Annotated in this window: 18 protein-coding genes; 9 read left to right on the forward strand and 9 right to left on the reverse strand. The window is 51.4% G+C overall.

From position 1 onward, the window contains the following. Positions 1 to 36: 36 nt before the first annotated feature. From MKO97_RS10925 to MKO97_RS10955, 7 genes are all read right to left on the reverse strand, one after another. Entirely contained in the window at positions 37 to 408 is a 372-nt protein-coding gene (locus MKO97_RS10925) for a response regulator transcription factor (RefSeq protein ID WP_241103257.1), read from the reverse strand. Continuing rightward, the gene (locus MKO97_RS10930; RefSeq protein ID WP_241103258.1) at positions 386 to 3,097 is read right to left on the reverse strand and encodes an ATP-binding protein; all 2,712 of its coding nucleotides are present in this window, start codon (positions 3,095 to 3,097) and stop codon (positions 386 to 388) included. The genes MKO97_RS10925 and MKO97_RS10930 overlap by 23 nt, the downstream gene beginning before the upstream one ends. Next, positions 3,090 to 3,284, reverse strand: a complete 195-nt coding sequence (locus MKO97_RS10935) for a hypothetical protein (protein ID WP_241103259.1) — start codon at positions 3,282 to 3,284, stop codon at positions 3,090 to 3,092. The genes MKO97_RS10930 and MKO97_RS10935 overlap by 8 nt, the downstream gene beginning before the upstream one ends. 54 nt (positions 3,285 to 3,338) lie before the next feature. Beyond that, positions 3,339 to 3,554: a DUF6814 family protein gene (locus MKO97_RS10940; protein ID WP_241103260.1), complete on the reverse strand. Its 216-nt coding sequence runs from the start codon at positions 3,552 to 3,554 to the stop codon at positions 3,339 to 3,341. Between the two features lie 11 nt (positions 3,555 to 3,565). Next, positions 3,566 to 5,098, reverse strand: coding sequence for an MFS transporter (locus MKO97_RS10945; RefSeq protein WP_241103261.1), 1,533 nt, complete (start codon positions 5,096 to 5,098; stop codon positions 3,566 to 3,568). Positions 5,099 to 5,116: 18 nt separating this feature from the next. Beyond that, the gene (locus tag MKO97_RS10950) at positions 5,117 to 6,493 is read right to left on the reverse strand and encodes a porin (protein WP_241103262.1); all 1,377 of its coding nucleotides are present in this window, start codon (positions 6,491 to 6,493) and stop codon (positions 5,117 to 5,119) included. A 92-nt stretch (positions 6,494 to 6,585) separates the two neighbouring features. Further along, positions 6,586 to 7,005 (reverse strand): helix-turn-helix domain-containing protein, encoded by a 420-nt coding sequence (locus tag MKO97_RS10955; protein ID WP_241103263.1) that lies wholly within the window; start codon positions 7,003 to 7,005, stop codon positions 6,586 to 6,588. A 190-nt stretch (positions 7,006 to 7,195) separates the two neighbouring features. Between MKO97_RS10955 and MKO97_RS10960 the strand changes: the two genes are divergently transcribed. The 8 genes from MKO97_RS10960 (at position 7,196) to MKO97_RS10995 (ending at position 17,206) form a co-directional block, all read left to right on the forward strand. After that, complete coding sequence (locus tag MKO97_RS10960) at positions 7,196 to 8,080, forward strand: hypothetical protein (RefSeq protein WP_241103264.1); 885 nt, start codon at positions 7,196 to 7,198, stop codon at positions 8,078 to 8,080. 89 nt (positions 8,081 to 8,169) lie between these two features. Next, positions 8,170 to 8,781, forward strand: coding sequence for a flavin reductase family protein (locus MKO97_RS10965; protein WP_241103265.1), 612 nt, complete (start codon positions 8,170 to 8,172; stop codon positions 8,779 to 8,781). After that, positions 8,778 to 11,075 carry an FAD-dependent monooxygenase gene (locus MKO97_RS10970; protein WP_241103266.1) on the forward strand — a complete coding sequence of 766 codons (2,298 nt, stop codon included), beginning with the start codon at positions 8,778 to 8,780 and terminating at the stop codon, positions 11,073 to 11,075. Before MKO97_RS10965 ends, MKO97_RS10970 begins: the two co-directional genes overlap by 4 nt. Before the next feature lie 144 nt (positions 11,076 to 11,219). Further along, positions 11,220 to 12,830, forward strand: a complete 1,611-nt coding sequence (locus tag MKO97_RS10975; protein ID WP_241103267.1) for an AMP-binding protein — start codon at positions 11,220 to 11,222, stop codon at positions 12,828 to 12,830. Position 12,831: 1 nt separating this feature from the next. Beyond that, positions 12,832 to 13,266 carry a thioesterase family protein gene (locus MKO97_RS10980; protein ID WP_241103268.1) on the forward strand — a complete coding sequence of 145 codons (435 nt, stop codon included), beginning with the start codon at positions 12,832 to 12,834 and terminating at the stop codon, positions 13,264 to 13,266. A 26-nt stretch (positions 13,267 to 13,292) separates the two neighbouring features. Next, on the forward strand, positions 13,293 to 14,276 hold the full coding sequence (locus MKO97_RS10985; protein ID WP_241103269.1) for a carbon-nitrogen hydrolase family protein: 984 nt from the start codon (positions 13,293 to 13,295) through the stop codon (positions 14,274 to 14,276). Between the two features lies 1 nt (position 14,277). Further along, positions 14,278 to 16,002, forward strand: a complete 1,725-nt coding sequence (locus MKO97_RS10990) for an amidohydrolase family protein (RefSeq protein WP_241103270.1) — start codon at positions 14,278 to 14,280, stop codon at positions 16,000 to 16,002. Positions 16,003 to 16,930: 928 nt separating this feature from the next. After that, positions 16,931 to 17,206 carry a hypothetical protein gene (locus MKO97_RS10995; protein ID WP_241103271.1) on the forward strand — a complete coding sequence of 92 codons (276 nt, stop codon included), beginning with the start codon at positions 16,931 to 16,933 and terminating at the stop codon, positions 17,204 to 17,206. A 99-nt stretch (positions 17,207 to 17,305) separates the two neighbouring features. Here the strand turns inward: MKO97_RS10995 and MKO97_RS11000 are convergent, their stop codons facing one another. Then, positions 17,306 to 18,847 (reverse strand): DEAD/DEAH box helicase, encoded by a 1,542-nt coding sequence (locus MKO97_RS11000; protein WP_241103272.1) that lies wholly within the window; start codon positions 18,845 to 18,847, stop codon positions 17,306 to 17,308. Positions 18,848 to 18,942: 95 nt separating this feature from the next. Between MKO97_RS11000 and nfi the strand changes: the two genes are divergently transcribed. Beyond that, positions 18,943 to 19,656 carry a deoxyribonuclease V gene (nfi, locus tag MKO97_RS11005; protein WP_241103273.1) on the forward strand — a complete coding sequence of 238 codons (714 nt, stop codon included), beginning with the start codon at positions 18,943 to 18,945 and terminating at the stop codon, positions 19,654 to 19,656. On the opposite strand, the gene MKO97_RS11010 is transcribed toward nfi, so the two are convergent. Then, complete coding sequence (locus tag MKO97_RS11010; RefSeq protein WP_241103274.1) at positions 19,642 to 20,154, reverse strand: DUF6155 family protein; 513 nt, start codon at positions 20,152 to 20,154, stop codon at positions 19,642 to 19,644. The genes nfi and MKO97_RS11010 overlap by 15 nt on opposite strands. Positions 20,155 to 20,256: the final 102 nt, after the last annotated feature.

The following is a 20,256-nucleotide window of genomic DNA, read 5'->3' on the forward strand; positions in this document are numbered from 1 at the left end:
GGACAAATTTCGACTATACTTTGCAAAATAACTATACTAACTATCGGAAGGTAGCAATGCCTGTACCGATTCTATCAACTTCTTGACCGAGAAGGGTTTGGTCAGATAGAGATCGGCACCAAGCGCCAGTCCTTTTTCGATGTCGGACGCTTTGTTTTTGGCGCTGAGAAAAATGACTTTGGTATGACCCAGGTGGTCGGCGTTGCGGATGCCTTCGAGGGTTTGGTAGCCATCGACTTTGGGCATCATGACATCGAGGATGACGACGTCTACGGACTGGTTGGCCAGCAGGTCAAGTGCCTCTTCCCCATCACGTGCAATGAATACCTGGAAATCAAGTTTCCGGAAGGCATATTCAAGCGACATTACAATGTTAGGCTCGTCGTCAACGATGAGTATCTTTTTCATGTTCGGTGGGTTCAGGCAGTATAAAGGTAAGCAAGGCGCCGGAATTTTCACGATTGTCCGCCCAAATGCGTCCGCCGTGGTGATCGATGATTTTTCGGCAGATGGCGAGCCCGAGTCCGCTGCCCTCCGGTTTCCGCAGGTTCTGGTGCTTCACCTGGTAAAATTTGTCGAAAATGGCGTCGAGGTCGGTGGGCGCGATCCCTTTTCCGTTGTCGGCGACGGCTACTTCCAACGCCTGGTCTTTGCTGCTAGCGGTGATGGTAATCCTTCCCCCCTCTTCCCGACAAAACTTCAACGCATTCGATACGAGGTTCATCAGCACCTGCACGATACGGTCATGGTCATACAGAACAGGGCGCGTGGTGGCGATGTCGACTTCTATCAGGATGCCTTTCGCATCCGCTATCGGTTTTAGTTGGGCCAGAACTTCTGAGAGCGCGTCGGAAATGAGATGCGGTGCCAAATCAAGGGATTGTTTGCCTGATTCAAACTTCTCAAGATCAAGGATTTTATTGATGAGGCGGTTGAGGCGATCCGATTCTGACATGATGTTCTGCAGGAAGTTCCGACGCAGTTCATTCGGGATGTCGTCATCATCGTGGAGGATCTCGGTTGCCGCACGAATGGCGGTAATGGGCGTGCGCAACTCGTGTGAAACTGTGTCGAGGAACTCGTCTTTCTGCCGGTCTTTCTCCAACAGTTCTTCATTGGCTTCGCGGAGTTGGGCGGTAAGGGCTTCCAGTTCGGCCGAGGCTTCCCGCAATTTGCGGTTGACGACAATGTTCTCGCGCGACTCTTCCAAAATTTTCAGGACTTCCGTCAGGGGCACTTTTTCCTCCTTCACCACGCTCGAAATCAGGATGCGGGCAGATGCCGTGCCTATATGCCCCGTGAGCAGGTTCTCCGCAAATTTGATCATCCGCGGGTCGGCGAGTTGCTGCTCGGGATCGGTGCCGTATTTCCGACGGAAGAACGCCAGTTCACGGCGGGTGGCATTTTCCCCCAGAAACCGCACCAATACCCTCCGGATGTCGGCGATATACGCCGTTCCCTTCCAGATAAAAGCGCTTTCGTGCTTCGACGCATAGCGATCAATATCGATGAACATCTCGGCATAATTGCGTTCGCGGTAATTGCCTTTGAAGCTAACGGATACGATCAGGTAAAGTCCGCCGTTGACCAACAGGCTCCAAAACAACGCGTGCGGCACCGGCTCAAGATACGTAAGTCCGAGTAGGGAAAACGGACGCAATCCGGACATCCCCATAAAGCCCGCAGTCACGAAGGTGCTGTCGGATCCGGTAGTGCCAATTATGTAAGGAAGTAATAACGTATAGGTGCACACAAGGAAACCGCCGATGAGTCCGGCAATCGCCCCCGCCTTCGATCCCCTTCGCCACAAAAGGGCCCCGAAGAAAGAAGGTGCTAATTGTGCGATGATGACAAAGGAAACGAGTCCCACGGAAAATAGGTCATAATCCAGGATGATGCCACGATACAAACAAAAGGCGCCGGTAATCAATAGGAAAATCGACACTTTACGGATGTTGAGGATACGACGGTTGTCCCACCCTTCCCCATCGCGCTTCAGGCGGCCGAGCAGTCCATACGGGATGACAAGGTTGTTGCTAAGCATGATGGAAAGCCCGATAGACGACGCTACAATCATTGAAATAGCCGCGGAAAATCCTCCGAGAAACACCAGGACGGTCATCGTGCTATTGTGGAAGAATTGCGGGATGAGCAACGGAAAAAAATCCGGCGTCACCGATTGACCGGCGAACAAGACGTTTCCGCCCCACGCTATGGGATAGACGAACAGATTGAAGAGCAGCAAATACAAAGGAAACAACCAGATAGCCGTCTTTAGGTGGCGCTCCCGGCTATTTTCGATCACCGCCATGTGAAATTGGCGCGGCAGCAGGAAGATGGCGAAAAACGACAACAGGCACAGGAAAAACCAGTTGATGGCCTGTGGGAAAACCGCAACCGAGTGCTTCTGAACGAAGTCGGGCAAGACATGGGCCTTTTGGTAGAGGTCATCGAAGCCATCAAACACCACGAAAGCCACGTAACCACCAAGCAGCACAAAGAAGAACAGCTTGAGTACCGATTCTAACGCCACCGCCATGACGATACCCCGTCGTTTCTCTGCAGCGTCTGCATAGCGGGTGCCGTAATACGAAGCAAAAAGTGCCAGTGCCAACGCGATGTAGGTGGTTGTGTCGGAAAATACGTTGGAGCTGTGTGAGGTGCCGGTTACCAGGTGAAAGGTCTCGGATATTGCTTTCAGTTGTAATGCGATGTATGGCAGGATGGCAAAAAGGCATACCAGTGTCACCAGTGCCCCCAGGAACCGGCTGTTGGCGTAGCGAAGGGAGATAAAATCGGCGATGCTGGCCACTTTGTTCGCTTTCGCAATCCGGATGATGCGTCGCATGAGAATGATCCAGGCGGGCACGGCAATCACCGGACCCAGGTAAATCGTGAGAAAGGCCACACCGCTTTTGGCTGCCATGCCGACGCTTCCGTAATAGGTCCAGGCGCTGCAGTATACCGCCAGCGACAAGGTGTAGACATACGGATTGGTCGTCCAGCGGACATAGGCGCGCTTCTCGGCCCAATGCGCGATTACGAATAGCAGGCCCACATAGGTTGCCAGGATGAGAAGCAGTGCGGCGCTAGTCATAATATCGCTTGACAATCAGGTAACTTACCAAAATCGCACACGACCAAACGCTGAAGATGTAGACATAGATCACCGGAAAACCGCCAATGGCGCCATCGATGCCGAACAACGGCAGCAGCGGCATGTTGAAGGCCAGCAGCAGCAGTACGGCAATGATGATCAGCTTTTGTTCGTGTCGTTTTTTCATCTCACACAAAAAGCCGGTGCACTACACACCGGCTCTGCAAAGTAGCATTATTTTTTAGTCTTTGTACTCGTTGGTGAGGGCATAATAGCCGAAGATACCCAGCCCGAGTGTCACCAAAGGCATCAGGATAAAGAACAAGATGATGCCGAAAACGAGGTCGTCCTGTTTGTCGGATGTGAGTTTGGCCCCGAAAATGGTGATACATCCGTAGGCGACGGCAACCGCGAGTGCAATCCAAAGTACGCCGGCAATTCGTTTGATAGTGTTCATGATGCTTATTTTTAGTCGTGTAACGTACTGATTTTTTTATCGAGGTAAATCATGCCGATCACAAAGCAAACGGCGGCGATTCCGATTGGATACCAGAGTCCTTCGAGGTAGAATTCCGGGTCGCCCGCATCTTTTCCCGTAGTGACAAGATAAGTGGAAATCGCCGGTAAGAGTCCGCCGAAGATGCCATTCCCCACGTGATACGGCAGCGACATCGACGTATAGCGTATCCGCACGGGGAACATTTCAACGAGGAAGGCAGCAATCGGCCCGTATACCATCGTGACAAAGAATACTTGAATGAATACCATAAGTATGATCCACCAACGGTCTGAGGATGTGATGGTTTTTGTGAGTTTCGTCTCCACCTTATCTTTTCCGGCATCGTCTTTTATACGGACCCCGTTATCGAGGTGTACCGTCTTGATTTCTTCTGACGTCGTGCCGTCAGCAAAGGCTTTATTAGTGGTATAAATGGAATCACTTTTGGTGCCTTCAAGGGTTTTGAAGGTGGCTTCCATTTTAGATGATACTTCCGTTTTCAGGGACAAGTCAGTGGTTTTATACATCGAATTATAGATCGGGCGGTAGCACACGATGGCAATCAGCATCCCCGACATCATCACCGCTTTGCGTCCGACTTTATCCGACAACCATCCGAAAAACACAAAGAACGGTGTGGCCATCAGGAGCGCGATGCCCATGAGTCCGTCTACCTGCGTCGCATCGACCGACATCACCGTCTTCAGGTAACTCATGGCGTAGAACTGGCCGGTATACCATACGACTCCCTGCCCCATGGTCGCACCAAAAAGCGCCAGCAAAACAAACTTGAGGTTGTATTTGTGGCCGAAACTCTCTTTCAACGGATTGGTGCTGGTTTTGCCTTCCGACTTGGCTTTCGCGAACAAAGGCGATTCGTGCATGCCTTTACGGATGATGTAGGACACCAACACCATCAGGATCGATACCCAAAACGGCACACGCCAGCCCCACTCTTCGAACTGCTCTTTGCTCAACAGCCCTTTGGTGATCAGGATGACAATCAGTGACACAAAAAGTCCTGCCGTAGCGGTCGTTTGGATCCACGACGTCCAGAAGCCGCGTTGCCCTTTGGGTGCGTGTTCGGCCACGTAGGTCGCGGCGCCTCCATACTCCCCACCGAGCGCGAGGCCTTGCAGGAGTCGGAGTAACAACACCAGCAAGGGCGCCAGGAACCCAATCGTCTCATAACTGGGGATACAGCCGATGAGGAAGGTCGCGCCTCCCATCAGGAGCAGGGTCACCATAAAGGTGTACTTGCGCCCGATCAGGTCGCCCAACCGTCCGAAAAACAGGGCGCCGAAAGGCCGAACGACGAAACCGGCCGCAAAGGTGGCCAGCGTCGACAGGAAGGCGGCTGTCGGATTATCGGATGGGAAAAACTTAGTCGAAATGACGACGGCCAGACTTCCGAAGATATAGAAGTCGTACCATTCGATGAGGGTGCCTACAGACGAGGCGGAAATCACTTTCCAGATACCCTTTGTGGATTTGTTGCTCATGGTAAGGTCTTGATTGGTTTATAGATAGATCTGCAATTGTACAATAAAATCACCGTATAGCGAATAGGTGTCTTTTGCGGTGTATACCGGACGGGCAGCATATTCGAGCGTGATTTTGGCGTTGTGCCCGTCGAGATAGAAGTTTGTTCCAAGGTCATACTGCGTGCTCGCTTTATCCAGTGCGTCGAAATTCTTGAGGGTCAAGGCACCGAAGGGCTGTATCCGCACTTTGGGTTTTTCTTTCGATGTAGGCAGGAGGAAGCCCGCCTGCGCATACCAGATGGTGCCGGTGCCGATGAGCGGTTGGCTGTTTCCGACGCCTGAAATGGAAGCGGTACCGGTGAAGTTCGGGTCGGCCACGCCCACATTCATGATACCGACGTTCCGCAGGTAGCGGGGTCCGAAGTCATAATGGTAAAAGGCACCGTAGGCAGTAAGCGCCATTTTCTTTGCTTTGTTGCCAATGGGCAGGTCAGCGAACACGTCGGCTGCATACAGGTTGATGTCGTGTTTGCCGATGACGCCTGCCACCGAAGTCCGGGTGCCGTCCGGCGCGTTGTAAAAACCGGCGCCGATGTTGAAGACGCGTTTGGTACCCAGGTAACTTCCGACTTTATACGGCAGCAGGTTCGACTCCTGATCGAGAAACTGGTATTCGAAATACCCCGCCTTCGACCAGGCTGTGTTGCCGTTGTTGTCGACCGCTATGGCTTGATCGGCGGTAGACACATCTACCGGCGTAACGTTGGTAGCGAAGGGTTTGTTGTAGCTGACGCGGTACTCAAACTTGCCGTATTTTCCTTTTGCAAACAGGCCCATTTGCCGGGCGAACTGGTCGGAGTTCTCGATGAGTGGCCAACTGAAAATAGGCGAATCGGTATTGAGAAAGTTGAGGGTAGATGCCATTGTCATACGCGAAAGACCCATGTAATAGTGGAGTCCACCGCCGATAGACAGGCTGAAGTTCTGGGATTCCTCCGGAAGTACGACGGCGTATTCGTTCCAGACATCATGGAAGAACATCCCTGGTTTTTTCCCCTGCCCGTAACCGCCGGTGCCAGACGAACCCGATGCGCCTCCGCCCGTAAACGACTGGTTATTGATACCAAAATGCGTGACAATCATATAGCGTTTCGACAACTGGGCATGCAGCAGGATGCGGAGACGCCGGTTGCCGATGTCGGTGCTGTGAGTAGCCGCTTCGCCGTTGATAGAGGTGCCGGGGTTCATTTCGGTTGAGCGGAGCCAGATTTGGTTCCAGGCCAAAATGCGAAGGTATTTGCTGCCGTCCTCCTTCAGATTCAGGCGAAGTCCGGTGCCATACTCAGGTGACCCCTGAGAATGGCCCGCCAGCGCAAAGAGTAACAGCGCGGCGATGAGAATTGTTTTTTTCATTATCGGCGGTTTTGTTGGTTATTGACTGCCAAGTTCCCCGTATCCGATGGCGAAAAAAAATGGGATGTATATATTTGTAAAGAAGATAGTTTTTACTCTTTGAAACGCGCCCATTTGATCAGCATGAACTTATCCCCGAGTTCCGTAATGATCATGCCGGCACCCGACATATTGGGTTTGTTGCGCAGGAATTCAATCAGTTCGTTGTGGTTGAAGATCTTATACGTCGGATGGTAATCGGAATGGGTGGGCTTCCGTATGCGGAATTCCTTGACCCAGTTGCTGACCGTCACATGCGAAACCCCCAGGATGCGCTCGATTTCCCGGTAGCTGAGTCCTTCCAAATACAACTGCAGGGCCTTTGTCACGTAATAGTCGTCTATCTTCTTCCCGACCTTGTTAACCGAGAAATGGTACCGACAGGATTTGCAGTGGTAGCGCTGTCTTTCGCGTACGATACCGCTCTTTACAATATCCGTTCCGAGGCATTTTGGGCAGGTGGAAATGGTCATCTATCTAAAATTTGCATAAATATATCAATTTAGCAAGTATATAAAAATGATAATCGAAAAAATTACGGACGTAAATTTCGTTTTATATAATTATTCTACTAAATAAGTAACGTTTTATAGCTTTTAACCACGAATACCGATATCCTTTTACCACATGAACCGGTACTTCTCTTTCTTTATCGTTTGTAGGATGACTGTCCTGACCCTATCGGCCCAAACCGTATCATCTGTCCATCCCGCGTTGGATCACCTGCCCTCGGTTCGCGACTTTTGCATGTCCGATGCCGGTGATGAAATGTACTTCTCCGTCCAGAGTCCGATGGGTGAACTCTCCCGCATCGGATTTATGACCCGTCAAGCGGATGGCAACTGGACAAATCCGCAACTACTCCCCTTCTCCGGCGCCTATTACGACCTGGAGCCCTTCCTGTCTCCCGACCAGAAACGGCTTTATTTTGTTTCCAACCGCCCTTTGGATGGTGTGGGCGCTGCCAAGGATATGGATATCTGGTATGTAGAACGGGCTACACCAACGACTTCCTGGTCAGCACCGATCCGTGTTGGGGCACCGGTGAATTCGGAAGCAAATAGCTTTTATCCGTCTGTCGCCGCCAACGGCAACCTGTACTTCACCGCTGAAATGCCAGGTGGGACCGGGAAAGACGATATCTGGATGTGTCGTTGGGACGGCAAAACCTATGCACCACCGGTGTTGTTGCCGGGAAAGGTGAATACGGACGGACTCGAGTTCAACGCCTTTATTTCCCGCGATGAGGATTTCCTGTTGTTCACGAAATACAACAGTCCGGGTGGCCTCGGAAGCGGCGACCTTTACATCTCCCGCCGTGCTACTGACGGTACCTGGGGTACGCCCGTATCGCTGGGTACGACAATCAACAGCAAGTTCATGGAGTATTGCCCGTTTTACGACGCGGCCCATCAGGTGCTATACTTCACCAGCCGGCGCAATACACTCAACGATGGCAATTACCCTGACATCCAGACGCTCATCGATGCGGCGGGCGGTACCGCAAACGGGCAAAGCCGTCTCTACCAGGTGCCGTTCCGACCGTAACGGACAACGAAAACGTTTTCTTCCCCACACTTTGTAGGCGGGCCTCGCGGTTTTTTTACTAAATTCACGCCGAAAGAAAATCGCGCCGTATGCAATTCGATCCCGCTGAAATCGGGCCTTCCGCCGTCTATAAACTGTTAACGGGCACCGTCATCCCCCGCCCCATCGGCTGGATTTCATCCGTTGATGTAAACGGCATCGCCAATCTCGCGCCGTTTTCGTTTTTCAACGCGGTCAGCGAAGACCCGCCCCATGTGATGTTTTCGACTGTACGGCCCGGCGGCCAAAACAAAGACACCCTTGCGAACGTATTGGCCACCGGCGAGTTCGTCGTCAACCTGGTGACGGAAGAAACGGTGGAAGCCATGAACGCTTCTTCCGCTAATTTTCCTTCCGACGTGAGCGAATTCGAAGCGTTGGGCATCGCCTCCCTCCCGTCCACCCTCATTTCGCCTCCACGGGTCGCGGCGAGTCCCGTGCATCTCGAGTGCCGCCTCGTCCACCACTACCCCATCGGCAACCACGAAACGGGTGGCGCTACGGTGGTCATCGGCGAAGTGTTGCGGTTTCACATACACGATGCCATCCTGAAAGAATCCTTTCACATCGATCTCGACCAATACCGCCCCGTGGCACGGTTGGCCGGATCCAATTATGCTACATTAGGAGCGATATTCTCCCTTAAACGTCCGACATTATGAAAATTAAGGTGATAGGCGGAGGCCCTGGCGGACTCTACTTCTCCATTTTGACAAAGAAAGCGATGCCTGACTGCGAAATCGAGGTATTCGAACGCAACCGGCCCGATGACAGTTTTGGTTTCGGCGTGGTATTCTCGGACGAAACGCTGAGTGAATTCCTCTCGCGTGACCCGGGTTCCTATGAACTCATTCGCGGTAGTTTTGCCTATTGGGATGAGCTGGATGTCGCCCGCGATGGCGAGGTAGTGCGCATCACGGGCAACGGCTTCTGCGGCTGTTCCCGGCGGACGCTATTGGAACTGTTGCAACAGCGCTGCCTGGAAGAAGGCGTGCGGCTGTACTTTGAAGAAAATGTCGACGACCTGTCAAGGTTTGCCGATTCGGATATACTAGTGGCGGCTGACGGGATTGGAAGTGCCATTCGCAGCCGTTACGAAAAGGAGTTCGGCACACACATCGACCTAAAGCGTAACCGTTTTGTGTGGATGGGATCGACGCGACCGCTTGACGCCTTTACCTATTTTTTCCGTACGACCGAGCACGGGCCCATCGTGGCCCATACCTATCAATACGAAGAAGGCCGCAGCACCTGGATTTTCGAGTGTTCCGACGAAACCTTTACCCGCTTTGGCTTTGATGTATTCGAAGAAGCCGATACCGCCCGTCGCATGGAGGCGCTTTTTGCCGAGGAATTACAGGGTCATCCGCTGTTGACCAACAAATCACATTGGCGGCAGTTTCCGGCCGTGACCAATACGCGCTGGCACCACGACAATATCGTGTTGTTGGGAGATGCCAAGGCGACCGCACATTATTCCATTGGATCGGGTACAAAACTCGCCATGGAATGTGCCATTGCGCTTTCCGACGCGGTGTTGGCGCATCCGACCGACCGTGAGGCCGCCTTTGCCCAATACGAGAAGAGCCGCCGTAGTCGCGTGGAAATCATACAGCATGCCGCCAATGTGTCGCTTGATTGGTTCGAACACATGGATCGCTACATCGACCTGCCGTTCTACCAATTCGCATTCGGCGTCATGACGCGTGCCAAGAAAGTAACCTATGAAAACCTGCAGCTTCGCGACCCGTCGTTTACGCAGAAGGTGATGGACGAATTCCATGCCCAAAACGGTACCAATGTGGGCACACCGCCTGCCTTTACGCCGTTTACCCTTCGGGGGATGACACTTCCCAACCGGATTGTAATGTCGGCCATGGGCCAATACCAGGCTGTTGACGGACTCCCGGGCGATTGGCATTTTGTGCATTACGGCAGCCGCGCGGTGAACGGTGTTGGACTGATTATCGCTGAAATGACGGCCGTCTCCCCTACCGGACGAATTACGGAAGGTTGCGCGGGATTGTACACGCCAGAACAAACCGCCGCCTGGAAACGGATCGTAGATTTCGTGCATACGCAGTCGGCTTCGAAAATAGGCATCCAAATCGGTCATTCCGGTCGCAAAGGAGCGGTGCGGAAACCGTGGGAAGGCGCCAACCAACCCTTGGAACATCCGTGGCCACTGGTCGCTGCCTCACCCCTTCCGTTCGCCGATCACCTGCCCGTTCCGGAAGCCTTGACCGAGGAAGGGATGGCCGAAATTACCGCCCAATTTGCCCAGGCCGCCCGAAATGCAGACGCGGCAGGCTTCGACCTGCTCGAACTACAGGCCCATCATGGTTTCCTGCTGGCCTCCTTCCTTTCTCCGTTGACGAACCAGCGCACCGATGGGTATGGTGGCTCACCCGAAAACCGACTGCGGTTCCCGTTGCAGGTCATGAAAGCGGTGCGGGAAGCGTTTTCAAACGATAAACCCCTCGCGGTGCGGCTTTCGGCGAGTGATTGGGCGGAAGGTGGACTTTCGGAATCGGATGCAATAGCGATTGCGAGGGCGTTCCGACAAGCCGGTGCGGACCTTATCGATGTTTCGACCGGGAACACGGTGTCCTACCAGCAACCGCAAACCGGGCGGATGTGGCAGGTGCCGTTCTCCGATGTGGTCCGTCATGAAGCGGACGTACCGACGATAACGGCGGGTAGCATCACCGACATTGACCAGATCAACACCATCATCCTCAACGGTCGTGCCGATTTGGTCGCACTGGGTAAACCCCTGTTGCTCGATCCGGCCTTCGTCCGCCACGCGCAGGCGTATGAAGGATATGAAGCAGACGATATCCCACTGTCGTATCGTACAGGAAAATTCCACCTCTATCCCCTAAAAACCGCCGAACGCAAGATGGTAGAAGGGATGAAGAAGGCGTTGAAACCGGAGAGTCATAAGCGGGGTTGAGAGAAGCGAGAGGAAAGAAGAAAGAAGCAAGAGACAAGAAGAAAGAGGAATTTCCAAAGACCCAATACCTAATACCCCATACCCAATACTAAATACCCCATACCAACAACCCAATACCAAATACCAACCACCAAACAGCGACCAATGAAACACTACGACGATTCATTCGCGCACGACCATCTTCCGCCGGCGGATTTACTGCCGCATTTCGTCGACGACCTGCCGCAGTTCCAACATCCGGAGTTCCTGAATTGCGTTGACCGACTGCTGGACCACCACATCCGTGAAGGAAACGGAGATCGCATTTGTTTACGGACGTTTACCACAACCTGGACCTACCAACAGCTTTTTGATAAAGCCAACCAGATTGCCCGTGTGTTGGTAGACGATCTCGGACTGAAATCCGGGAACCGCGTATTGCTTCGCTCGGCGAATAATCCGATGATGGTGGCCTCTTGGTACGGCATCCTGAAAGCAGGCGGGATCGTGGTAGCGACCATGCCTTTGCTTCGCTCGAAAGAGTTAACGACCATTATCGATTGCGCGGAAATATCCCATGCGTTATGCGATGCGTCGTTGCAGGAGGAATTGTCGCTCGTCGTTTCGCCTTTCCTCAAAAAAACCTGCTTGTTTGACGGCTCCGAACAGCAGCCTTCGGAATTGGAAAGCGCGATGGCGCAAAAGCCGACCCATTTCGATAATTACCACTCCAAGTCGGATAGCGTGGCCCTTATCGGGTTCACGTCGGGTACCACCGGCCTGCCGAAGATGACGGCACATTTCCATAAAGACATATTGAATATCTGCGAGGCCTTTCCGGTATACTCCCTACAGCCGACATCTGATGATATTTTTACGGGAAGTCCACCGTTGGGCTTTACCTTTGGTTTGGGCGGACTCGTGCTCTTCCCCATGTATTTTGGTGCGTCCACCTTCCTGATCGAAAAACCCACACCAGACCTTTTGCTTCAGGCGATACAGGAACACCGTATTTCCATATGCTTTACCGCGCCCACCGCCTGGCGGGTATTGACGGGAAAAGTAGCGGATTACGACATTTCTTCTCTCCGCAAGTGCGTGTCGGCGGGCGAAACCCTCCCACTGAAAGTCTGGCAGGATTGGTATGACGCCACTGGCCTGAAAATCATCGATGGTATAGGCTCGACGGAACTGCTCCATATTTTTATCTCATCACACGAAGACAATATGAAGCCCGGCGCCACGGGCGTGCCGATTCTCGGTTATCAGGCTTGTATTTTGGACACCGCGGGTAACGAACTTCCTGCAGGGCAGCCCGGCCGATTGGCTGTAAAAGGCATGACGGGTTGTAAATACCTCAATCGAACGGAGAAACAGCAGGAATATGTGGAAAACGGATGGAACATCACCGGCGATATCTTCCGACAGGACGAAGACGGCTATTTTTGGTTTGTAGCGCGGGGCGACGATATGATCATTTCCTCCGGATACAACATCGCGGCGATTGAAGTCGAAAGCGTGCTGCTCACCCATGACGACATCCACGAATGTGCCGTTGTCGGCGTGCCGGACGAGGAGCGCGGAATGCTGGTGTGCGCCCACATCGTATTGAAAGAAAAAGATAAAGCATCGGACGAATTAAAGAAAGGTATACAGCAATGGTTCAAGGAAGTAGCGGCTCCTTACAAGTACCCACGCGTCATCCACTTCACCGAGGGCCTACCCAAAACCGAAACCGGAAAAATCCAACGTTTCCGCCTCAAATCTTCGAACTGATATGCAACAACTGTTTTCCAAACCCGAAACCATTCGCTTCCGCCACACGGACTTCGCCGGCATCGTGTTTTATCCCCGTTTCCTCGAAATGCTCAATGATTTGGTGGAAGACTGGTTTGCCGAGTGTCTTGACCGACCGTTTTCCAAAATACACGAAACCAACGGCATACCGACCGTCGACCTGAAAGTACAATTCCGCAAACCGGCGCGGATTGGCGACATCCTTGAAAAACAACTCTGGGTCACGCGTTGTGGCGGTGCCTCTGTTACCATTGGCTTCCGCTTCGTCCACAAGAAAGACCAAACAAACTGTCTGGAGGGCGAAGCCACGCTGGTGAACGTGGGTCTCAACGAAGCCCGTAACGAAATCACATCCGTTCCATTTTCCGAGGAAATGAAAGCGCGCATCCTCCCGTTTCTTCTCACTAACGACTAACTACCAACCACTAACTACTTCTTCTCATGTCCTCCTTCCCTTCCTTCAAAGCCGCCACCGTGCAAACCGCACCTGTTTTCCTCGACGTCGAAAAAACGGTGGATAAGGCCATTTCGTTCCTTACGGAAGCGGCTTCCAACGGGGCGCAACTCATTGCTTTTCCTGAAGTCTTTATCTCCGCCTACCCTTACTGGAACTGGATCATGACCCCGGTGCAGGGCAGCAAGTGGTACGAAGAACTTTACCGCAATTCGGTATCGGTTGACAGCGCGCCGATTCGACGTTTACAGGACGCAGCGCGGGAAAACGGCATCCACGTGGTCATTGGCATGAACGAACGGGGCGAGAGCTACGGAGAGATCTACAACACCAACCTGATCATCGACGACACCGGGGCACTGATCGGCAAACACCGGAAACTGGTGCCTACCTGGGCGGAGAAGCTCACGTGGACCGCAGGTGACGGGTCGTCACTTAAAGTCTACAAAACCGGCATTGGCCCTATCGGGACGCTGGCATGTGGGGAAAACACCAATACTTTGGCGCGCTTTGCGTTGCTCTCGCAGGGAGAATTGATACACATTGCCAACTATATTTCCCTGCCCGTAGCACCTCCTGATTACAACATGGCGGAGGCGATCAAGATACGGGCAGCCGCCCATTCCTTTGAGGGCAAGCTGTTTACTATTGTATCATGTTCGACCATTTCGAAGGAAATCATCGACCGTATGACGCCGGACGTACCGAACGCTGCCGAATTGCTGACGCGAAAAAGTGCGGCCTTTTCCGGATTTATCGGTCCGAATGGTGCCGTGATCGGAGAACCGCTAATCGACGACGAGGGCATCGCCTACGCGGAAATCGACCTGGCGAAATGCATACAGCCGAAACAGATGCATGATATCCTCGGACATTATAACCGATTCGATATCTTTGACTTACGCATCAATACGGCCCCGACGCGCAAAGTAACTTTCATCGACGACCACGACACCTTCAACCAGCGCTGATATGAAACGTTTTGCCTTCCTCCTTCTCGTCTCGCAGTGGCTTACCGCGCAGACCTACATCACCCATGTCACCGTTGTAGATGTGGAAAAACACAAACTGCTGCCCGATCGCACGGTCGTACTTAACGGTGATCGCATCACGGAGATCGCGACATCCGGTCGGAAGGTACCTGCGGGGGCGAAGGTTATAGAAGGAAAAGGAAAGTTTCTGATGCCGGGACTCGTGGATGCGCATGTGCATTTTTTCCAGAGCGGCGGACTTTACACCCGTCCGGACGCCATGGATTTGCGGAAAAGGAAGCCCTATGAGAAAGAAATTGCGGAAGTCCATGCCCGGATGGAAAACGTGTTGCAACGCTACCTCGCCAACGGGATTACCACCGTTATCGATCCGGGTGCTACCTACAATTTCCTTGAGCTGAAACGAAAGTGGGCCGACAAACCGCTCCGTTCGACTGTTTTTATGTCGGGGCCGCTCATTACGACGTACGAACCAGAGCCCTTCAAAGGATTGGGCGCTGACGAACCCTTCCGCCTGGCGCTGACACCGGACGAAGGCCGGCAGATGGTGCGCGAACAGTTGCCGCATCGTCCCGACTTTATCAAGATATGGTATATCGCCGACGTCGACGGAACGGGTGCAGAAGCCGGCGCCCGCAAGTACCAGCCGGTTGTGCAGGCCATCATTGAAGAAGCCCATGCGAACCACATACGCGTGGCGGTGCACGCCACCGAACGGATCACCGCCCAACTAGCGGTAGAAAGCGGATGTGACTTTCTGGTGCACAGCATCGAAGACGAAGACATCAGCGATAGTTTCGTCACGTTGCTGAAAGACAAAAAGATCGTACTTTGTCCGACACTTACGGTCGGCGATGGTTATGATAACACGTTCGCACAAACCCTCGCCTTTTCACGGGAGGAGCTAGCGAAAAGCGATCCCTTCGCATTGGGCTCTTTGTTTGACCTGCGCCACCTGCCGGATACCGCCCTGATCAAAGGCTATCAAAACTATTTCCGGGATGCGAAGCAATTAGAGAAATCCAAAAAGCAGCGGGGTATCATGGCCCGAAACCTCAAGAAGCTGGCAGACGGTGGCGTGCGGATCGCCTCTGGAACCGATGCGGGCAATATCGGGACACTCCATGCCGCTTCCTATCGTTCGGAACTGCGCCGCATGCAGGAAGCAGGACTCTCGAACTGGACGATACTCGAAGCATCTACCCGAAACGGGGCCATGGCGCTAGCCAAAGAAACCGACTTCGGCACCGTGGCGGTCGGAAAACGGGCGAACTTATTGCTTCTGAACGCCGACCCAACCCAATCACTCAACGCGTTGGACACTATTGAACTTGTGTTCCACAATGGCTCACCGTCAACGGTGAACGAACTTATAGCCGAAACGCCCGAAGAACTCGTGCAGCGACAGGTGAATGCCTACAACCTCCGGAATATTGACGCGTTTTTGGATACCTATTCGGATGACGTCGAAATATACACTTTCCCTAATAAACTTGAGTTCAAAGGAAAAGAGCGAATGCGAAGCGACTATGGGGCCATGTTCAGCCAAGCGGCCAACCTTCATTGCGAGATCGTCAACCGCATTGTGGATGGCAACCGTGTCATCGACAAGGAACACGTCCGCTTTAATGATAAAGCACTAGATGGAACCGCGATTTATGTGATCGAGAACGGCAAAATTTCGAAAGTCTACTTTTTGCAATAGGCCAACTTCCAGCGCCGAAGGACGAAATTTCAAAAGGGCTTACCCCACTCCTCTCTCCTAACTCCTAATTCCTAACCCCTAACTCCTAAATATACGCATAATGCCGTATTTCAGGCGGCATATCTATCGCCTAAATTTGACGCAGTTGCCAAGCGGCGACCGCACGCATTCCTACGCTATCAAAAACCTCCACGTGAACACGAAAGTGGTTTTTTAGTGATTCAAAAACATGTTTTTGGGCGCCTCCAGTGATGGGGGCGTTTTTTTTTGGAAGGAACTGAGTAACTGAGTAACTGAGGAAGTAAGTCTATTCCAACTACGAGCGGTTTGCGGCCTCGTATAGTGGCGAAAAAGCGAAGAGAGTTTTCTTCGTTAAGGTAAAAAGTTCTACGTGATAACCAATTTTCCGGCTTGTAGAATCTGCCATTATACAAGACAGCGGTTAGTAGTAGGACATTTTACTAGTCCTAAACTACTGGGAATTAAGTTAATAACTTAGTTGATAAGTATTTTCTATTAAATGCATTATTTGTATTAAATATAAATAACTTTAAGTGTTACTAATTGTTAACCTACACTATTATGAATTCAAAGAAATCGTCACGGTCAGTGACAAAAATCGCATCAGAAACTTTGAAGAATCCTTATTCTTCTCAAATTTCAAAATCATTAGCTGGATCAGTTTTGTCACAAGCCAACACTCTGCATCAGACAAGCAATCAAATGGAAACAATCGCGTCCAAAGTATTGCAAAGCGACAAGTATAGTAACACAACAAAAACTTTAGCTGGTTCAGTTTTATCGCAATCAAAACCATAAGAGTATTTAGTAGGTAATCGATGTACTTCTTTTTAAGGTTCATCGATTACTCTACTGTGTTGATTTAAAAAGAAATATTATAGAAATGATTTAAATATGATAAACACAAATGATTGAAAGAATCGAAAAGATTGAAAATGAATTAAATGTTGCCCAATATAAATTTGAATTGTTGGAGCAATTTTTTAAAAGCGACACAGACAAAACTGAATCATTAATTTTATTGTCAAATACTATAAATGACTTTATGCACGAAACTGACAGACAAATTAAAGATTTAAAAGAAGCTTTCGCATTGCAGAGTAAATACAGTCAAAACTTAAATGAGATTATTGAATCGCATTCAAGAAGTCTCAAGACAATATTAGAGATTCTGAACAAGTAAAAATTGTGGTACGTGTTTTCTATATTTTTAAAAATCGCCCTTACCGCTATCAAACATTTACGCAATTTTGTTGGTCACGTTGCTAACTACCGACTACTTCTACACACTTTCCTCTTCCCGGAAGATTTTCTCACGGTATTTCTTGCCAATCTCCACCGTCAATCGCTGTTTGTAGTCTTCGAAAAGCCAGTCGCGGTAATTTTTGGTGTAGTTCGGCATGCAGTGACAGAACCGGCGCACGCGTGACTCGATGTCCTCTAACAGGTCTTTCGACAGCAGTCGGGCTTCCCGAAGGTCGTCGGTATTGTCGACACACATAGCAGCGTGCTGTTCAATCGAGCGGTCGATGACCGTTTTCGGGCGGAGGTTTTGGTGTACGGCCTGCCGGTATTCTTCTTCAATGTCGAAGTCAACGTTGGGGGTCAGTGCGAATTTGGCACGCACATGATCCGGCATGCGGTAACGGAAGTGCATCTCAATCTCGGAATCATCGCGCAGGTTTTCCAGGTAAAATTCCGGCGAGCGGAAAATCCGTTGCCAGTCTACCGGATCCTGCCAGAGTCCGAAACGGGCGGCGTTATTACCCAAATCAATGACCTTGAAGGTGTCTTTGTGGGGCAGCTTACGCGATCCGCGTCCGATCATCTGGAAATACAATGTTAGTGATTTCGTAGCGCGGTTCAATATGATGGTCTCTACCGTGGGTTCATCGAAACCTGTTGTCAGGATACCGACCGATGTGAGAATCGCATCCGGTGTTTGCCGGAACCACGACAGTATATCCCGTCGTTCTTCGGGCGAACTCGTATTGTCGAGGTGTCGGATCGGGTAACCGGCCGTCCGAAAGGTATCCAAAACATATAACGAGGTACGAATACCGTTGTTGAAGATGAGTGTCTTCGTGCCCACCGCCTGTTCGGTGTAGGCATGCAACAACTTCTCCTGCATCGCAATACCCATGTAGAGTTCATCCGATGAACTAACGGTATAATCACCATTGATACCGACCTTCAGCGAGGTCAAACCCACGTCGTAGGTATACGTAATGGCATTCGCCAAAAATCCTTTTGAAATAAGCGACGCGATGGAGTCACCTACGATCAGTTCATCGTAATTCTCATACATCGGCAGGCGGATGTTCGAGCTTAGTGGCGTTGCCGTCACCCCAAGGATGAACGCCTTTTTGAAAGACGACAACATCTTGCGGAAGGAGTTGTAATGCGCTTCGTCGATGATCACGAGTCCGACGTTGTCGATCTTCAACACTTCGTCATTGATGCGGTTTTTCAGCGTCTCCACCATACATACAAAGCAGGAATACTCGTGCTGGTCGGGTAACTCGCGAATCTTCGAATTGACGACCTTGTTACGTACACCAAATCCCGAAAGCATACCAGAGGTTTGCCTACACAATTCAATGCGGTGTGTCAAGACCACCACTTTCTTGTTGTGATATTGGAGGTACCGGCGCACGATTTCCGAAAAAATCACGGTCTTTCCGCCCCCTGTAGGTAACTGATACAGCAGGTGATAGTCGGGTGGCGTACGGTCCATCCGGTCAAAAATCCGGTCTATATCCGCTTTCTGATACTCGTAAAGCGTCTTGGGTTCTTCGTTGAAAAGGTCGGTGTCGTGATTCATTCAGGGCCCAAAAAAATGGGAATTTGCAAAAGTAACGCTAAAAACGGGGATTCCGGTTTTTAAATTGTAAATTTCGGCAACATTAAATCCCCCAAATGTTAACCTACGACCACGTAACTATTACGGAGGCCACGCTTTTGCAAAAAGAGATGGCGTCCAAAATTTCGCTCGCGCCCTTAGAAGGTCCCATTCGGACCATAGCCGGGGCCGACATTTCGTTTAACCGTTTCAGTCCGATTGTCTATGCCGGAATCGTCGTCTTGTCCTACCCTGACCTCCGTATTCTCGCCCATTCCCTCGTTGTTGCCGAAACCCATTTCCCTTATGTGTCTGGTTATCTTGCCTTTCGGGAAGCCCCTGCGTTGCAACAGGCCTGGGAACAATTACCGGAGAAACCGGATGTGGTAGTTTTGGACGGACAAGGTATTTCGCATCCGCGCCGACTGGGTATTGCTTCGCATTTTGGTGTATTGAACAACCAGCCTTCGATTGGCTGCGCGAAGAGTATGCTGTATGGCCGGTACGACGAACCGGAGTGGAAAAAACTGAGTGCCTCGGTTATCTACAGCCGCCTGAATGAACCGTTGGGTTACGCACTGCGAACGAAAGACCGGGTGAAACCTATTTATGTGTCGCCCGGCCACCTGATTAGCAGCAAACAAAGCCTTGAGATCATCAAGAAGTGCATCCGGGGCTACCGTATTCCCGAGCCTACGCGGGTGGCGCATGACAAGGTCAACCTGTTTCGCACCGGTGAATTATCGGCGGGTTATGTAGAATACCCGAACGAGGATCTAGTCGATTCGTGACCATATCGTGGCGAAATCCCAGTGATTGTCCCACTTCTGCGCCCGGGCGACTTCCGGTATGGCGGCCAATCGCGTGCGCATATCGGCCATAACGCCGTTTTTGGCGGCAAATTCCACGGCCTGTTTATAGGCGGTCAATAGACTGTTGTAAAACGACGCATACCGAACCTGGCGCCGCGCGCTATACGATTGCGCTGTTTCGATGGCGTAGAGCATCACATCCCCAATCACCAATGGGTCAACGCCCAACGTGATGAAATGCTTGATGTGCTTTTGCGCCACCGACCGGCGTAGCTTCGCGCGTTTGCCTCTGGTGGGGAAATACTCGTTGGCGATCTTGGCTTTTGCCGCGTCCGCGAGTTTTTCTTCCTGCGGGTTGAACACAAAATTGTAGTAGGTCTTTACTTCCGGAAACTTCTCATACAGCAATACAAATTGCTCTTCAAGTTGTTCCTTCGTGAGTTCGGCGATGTATTTCTTTAGCTCGCGCTTGGCCATGGACGTTTTCTTTCAACGGTCAAGGTAAGGGAATTTTCCGGGCGACACAACTTCCGCGTGCATCTAGGTAGCGGCGGGTTTCCTATCTTTACGGCGCCAATA

Source organism: Flavobacterium sp. HJ-32-4, from assembly GCF_022532105.1.
Classification (GTDB): domain Bacteria; phylum Bacteroidota; class Bacteroidia; order Flavobacteriales; family Flavobacteriaceae; genus Flavobacterium.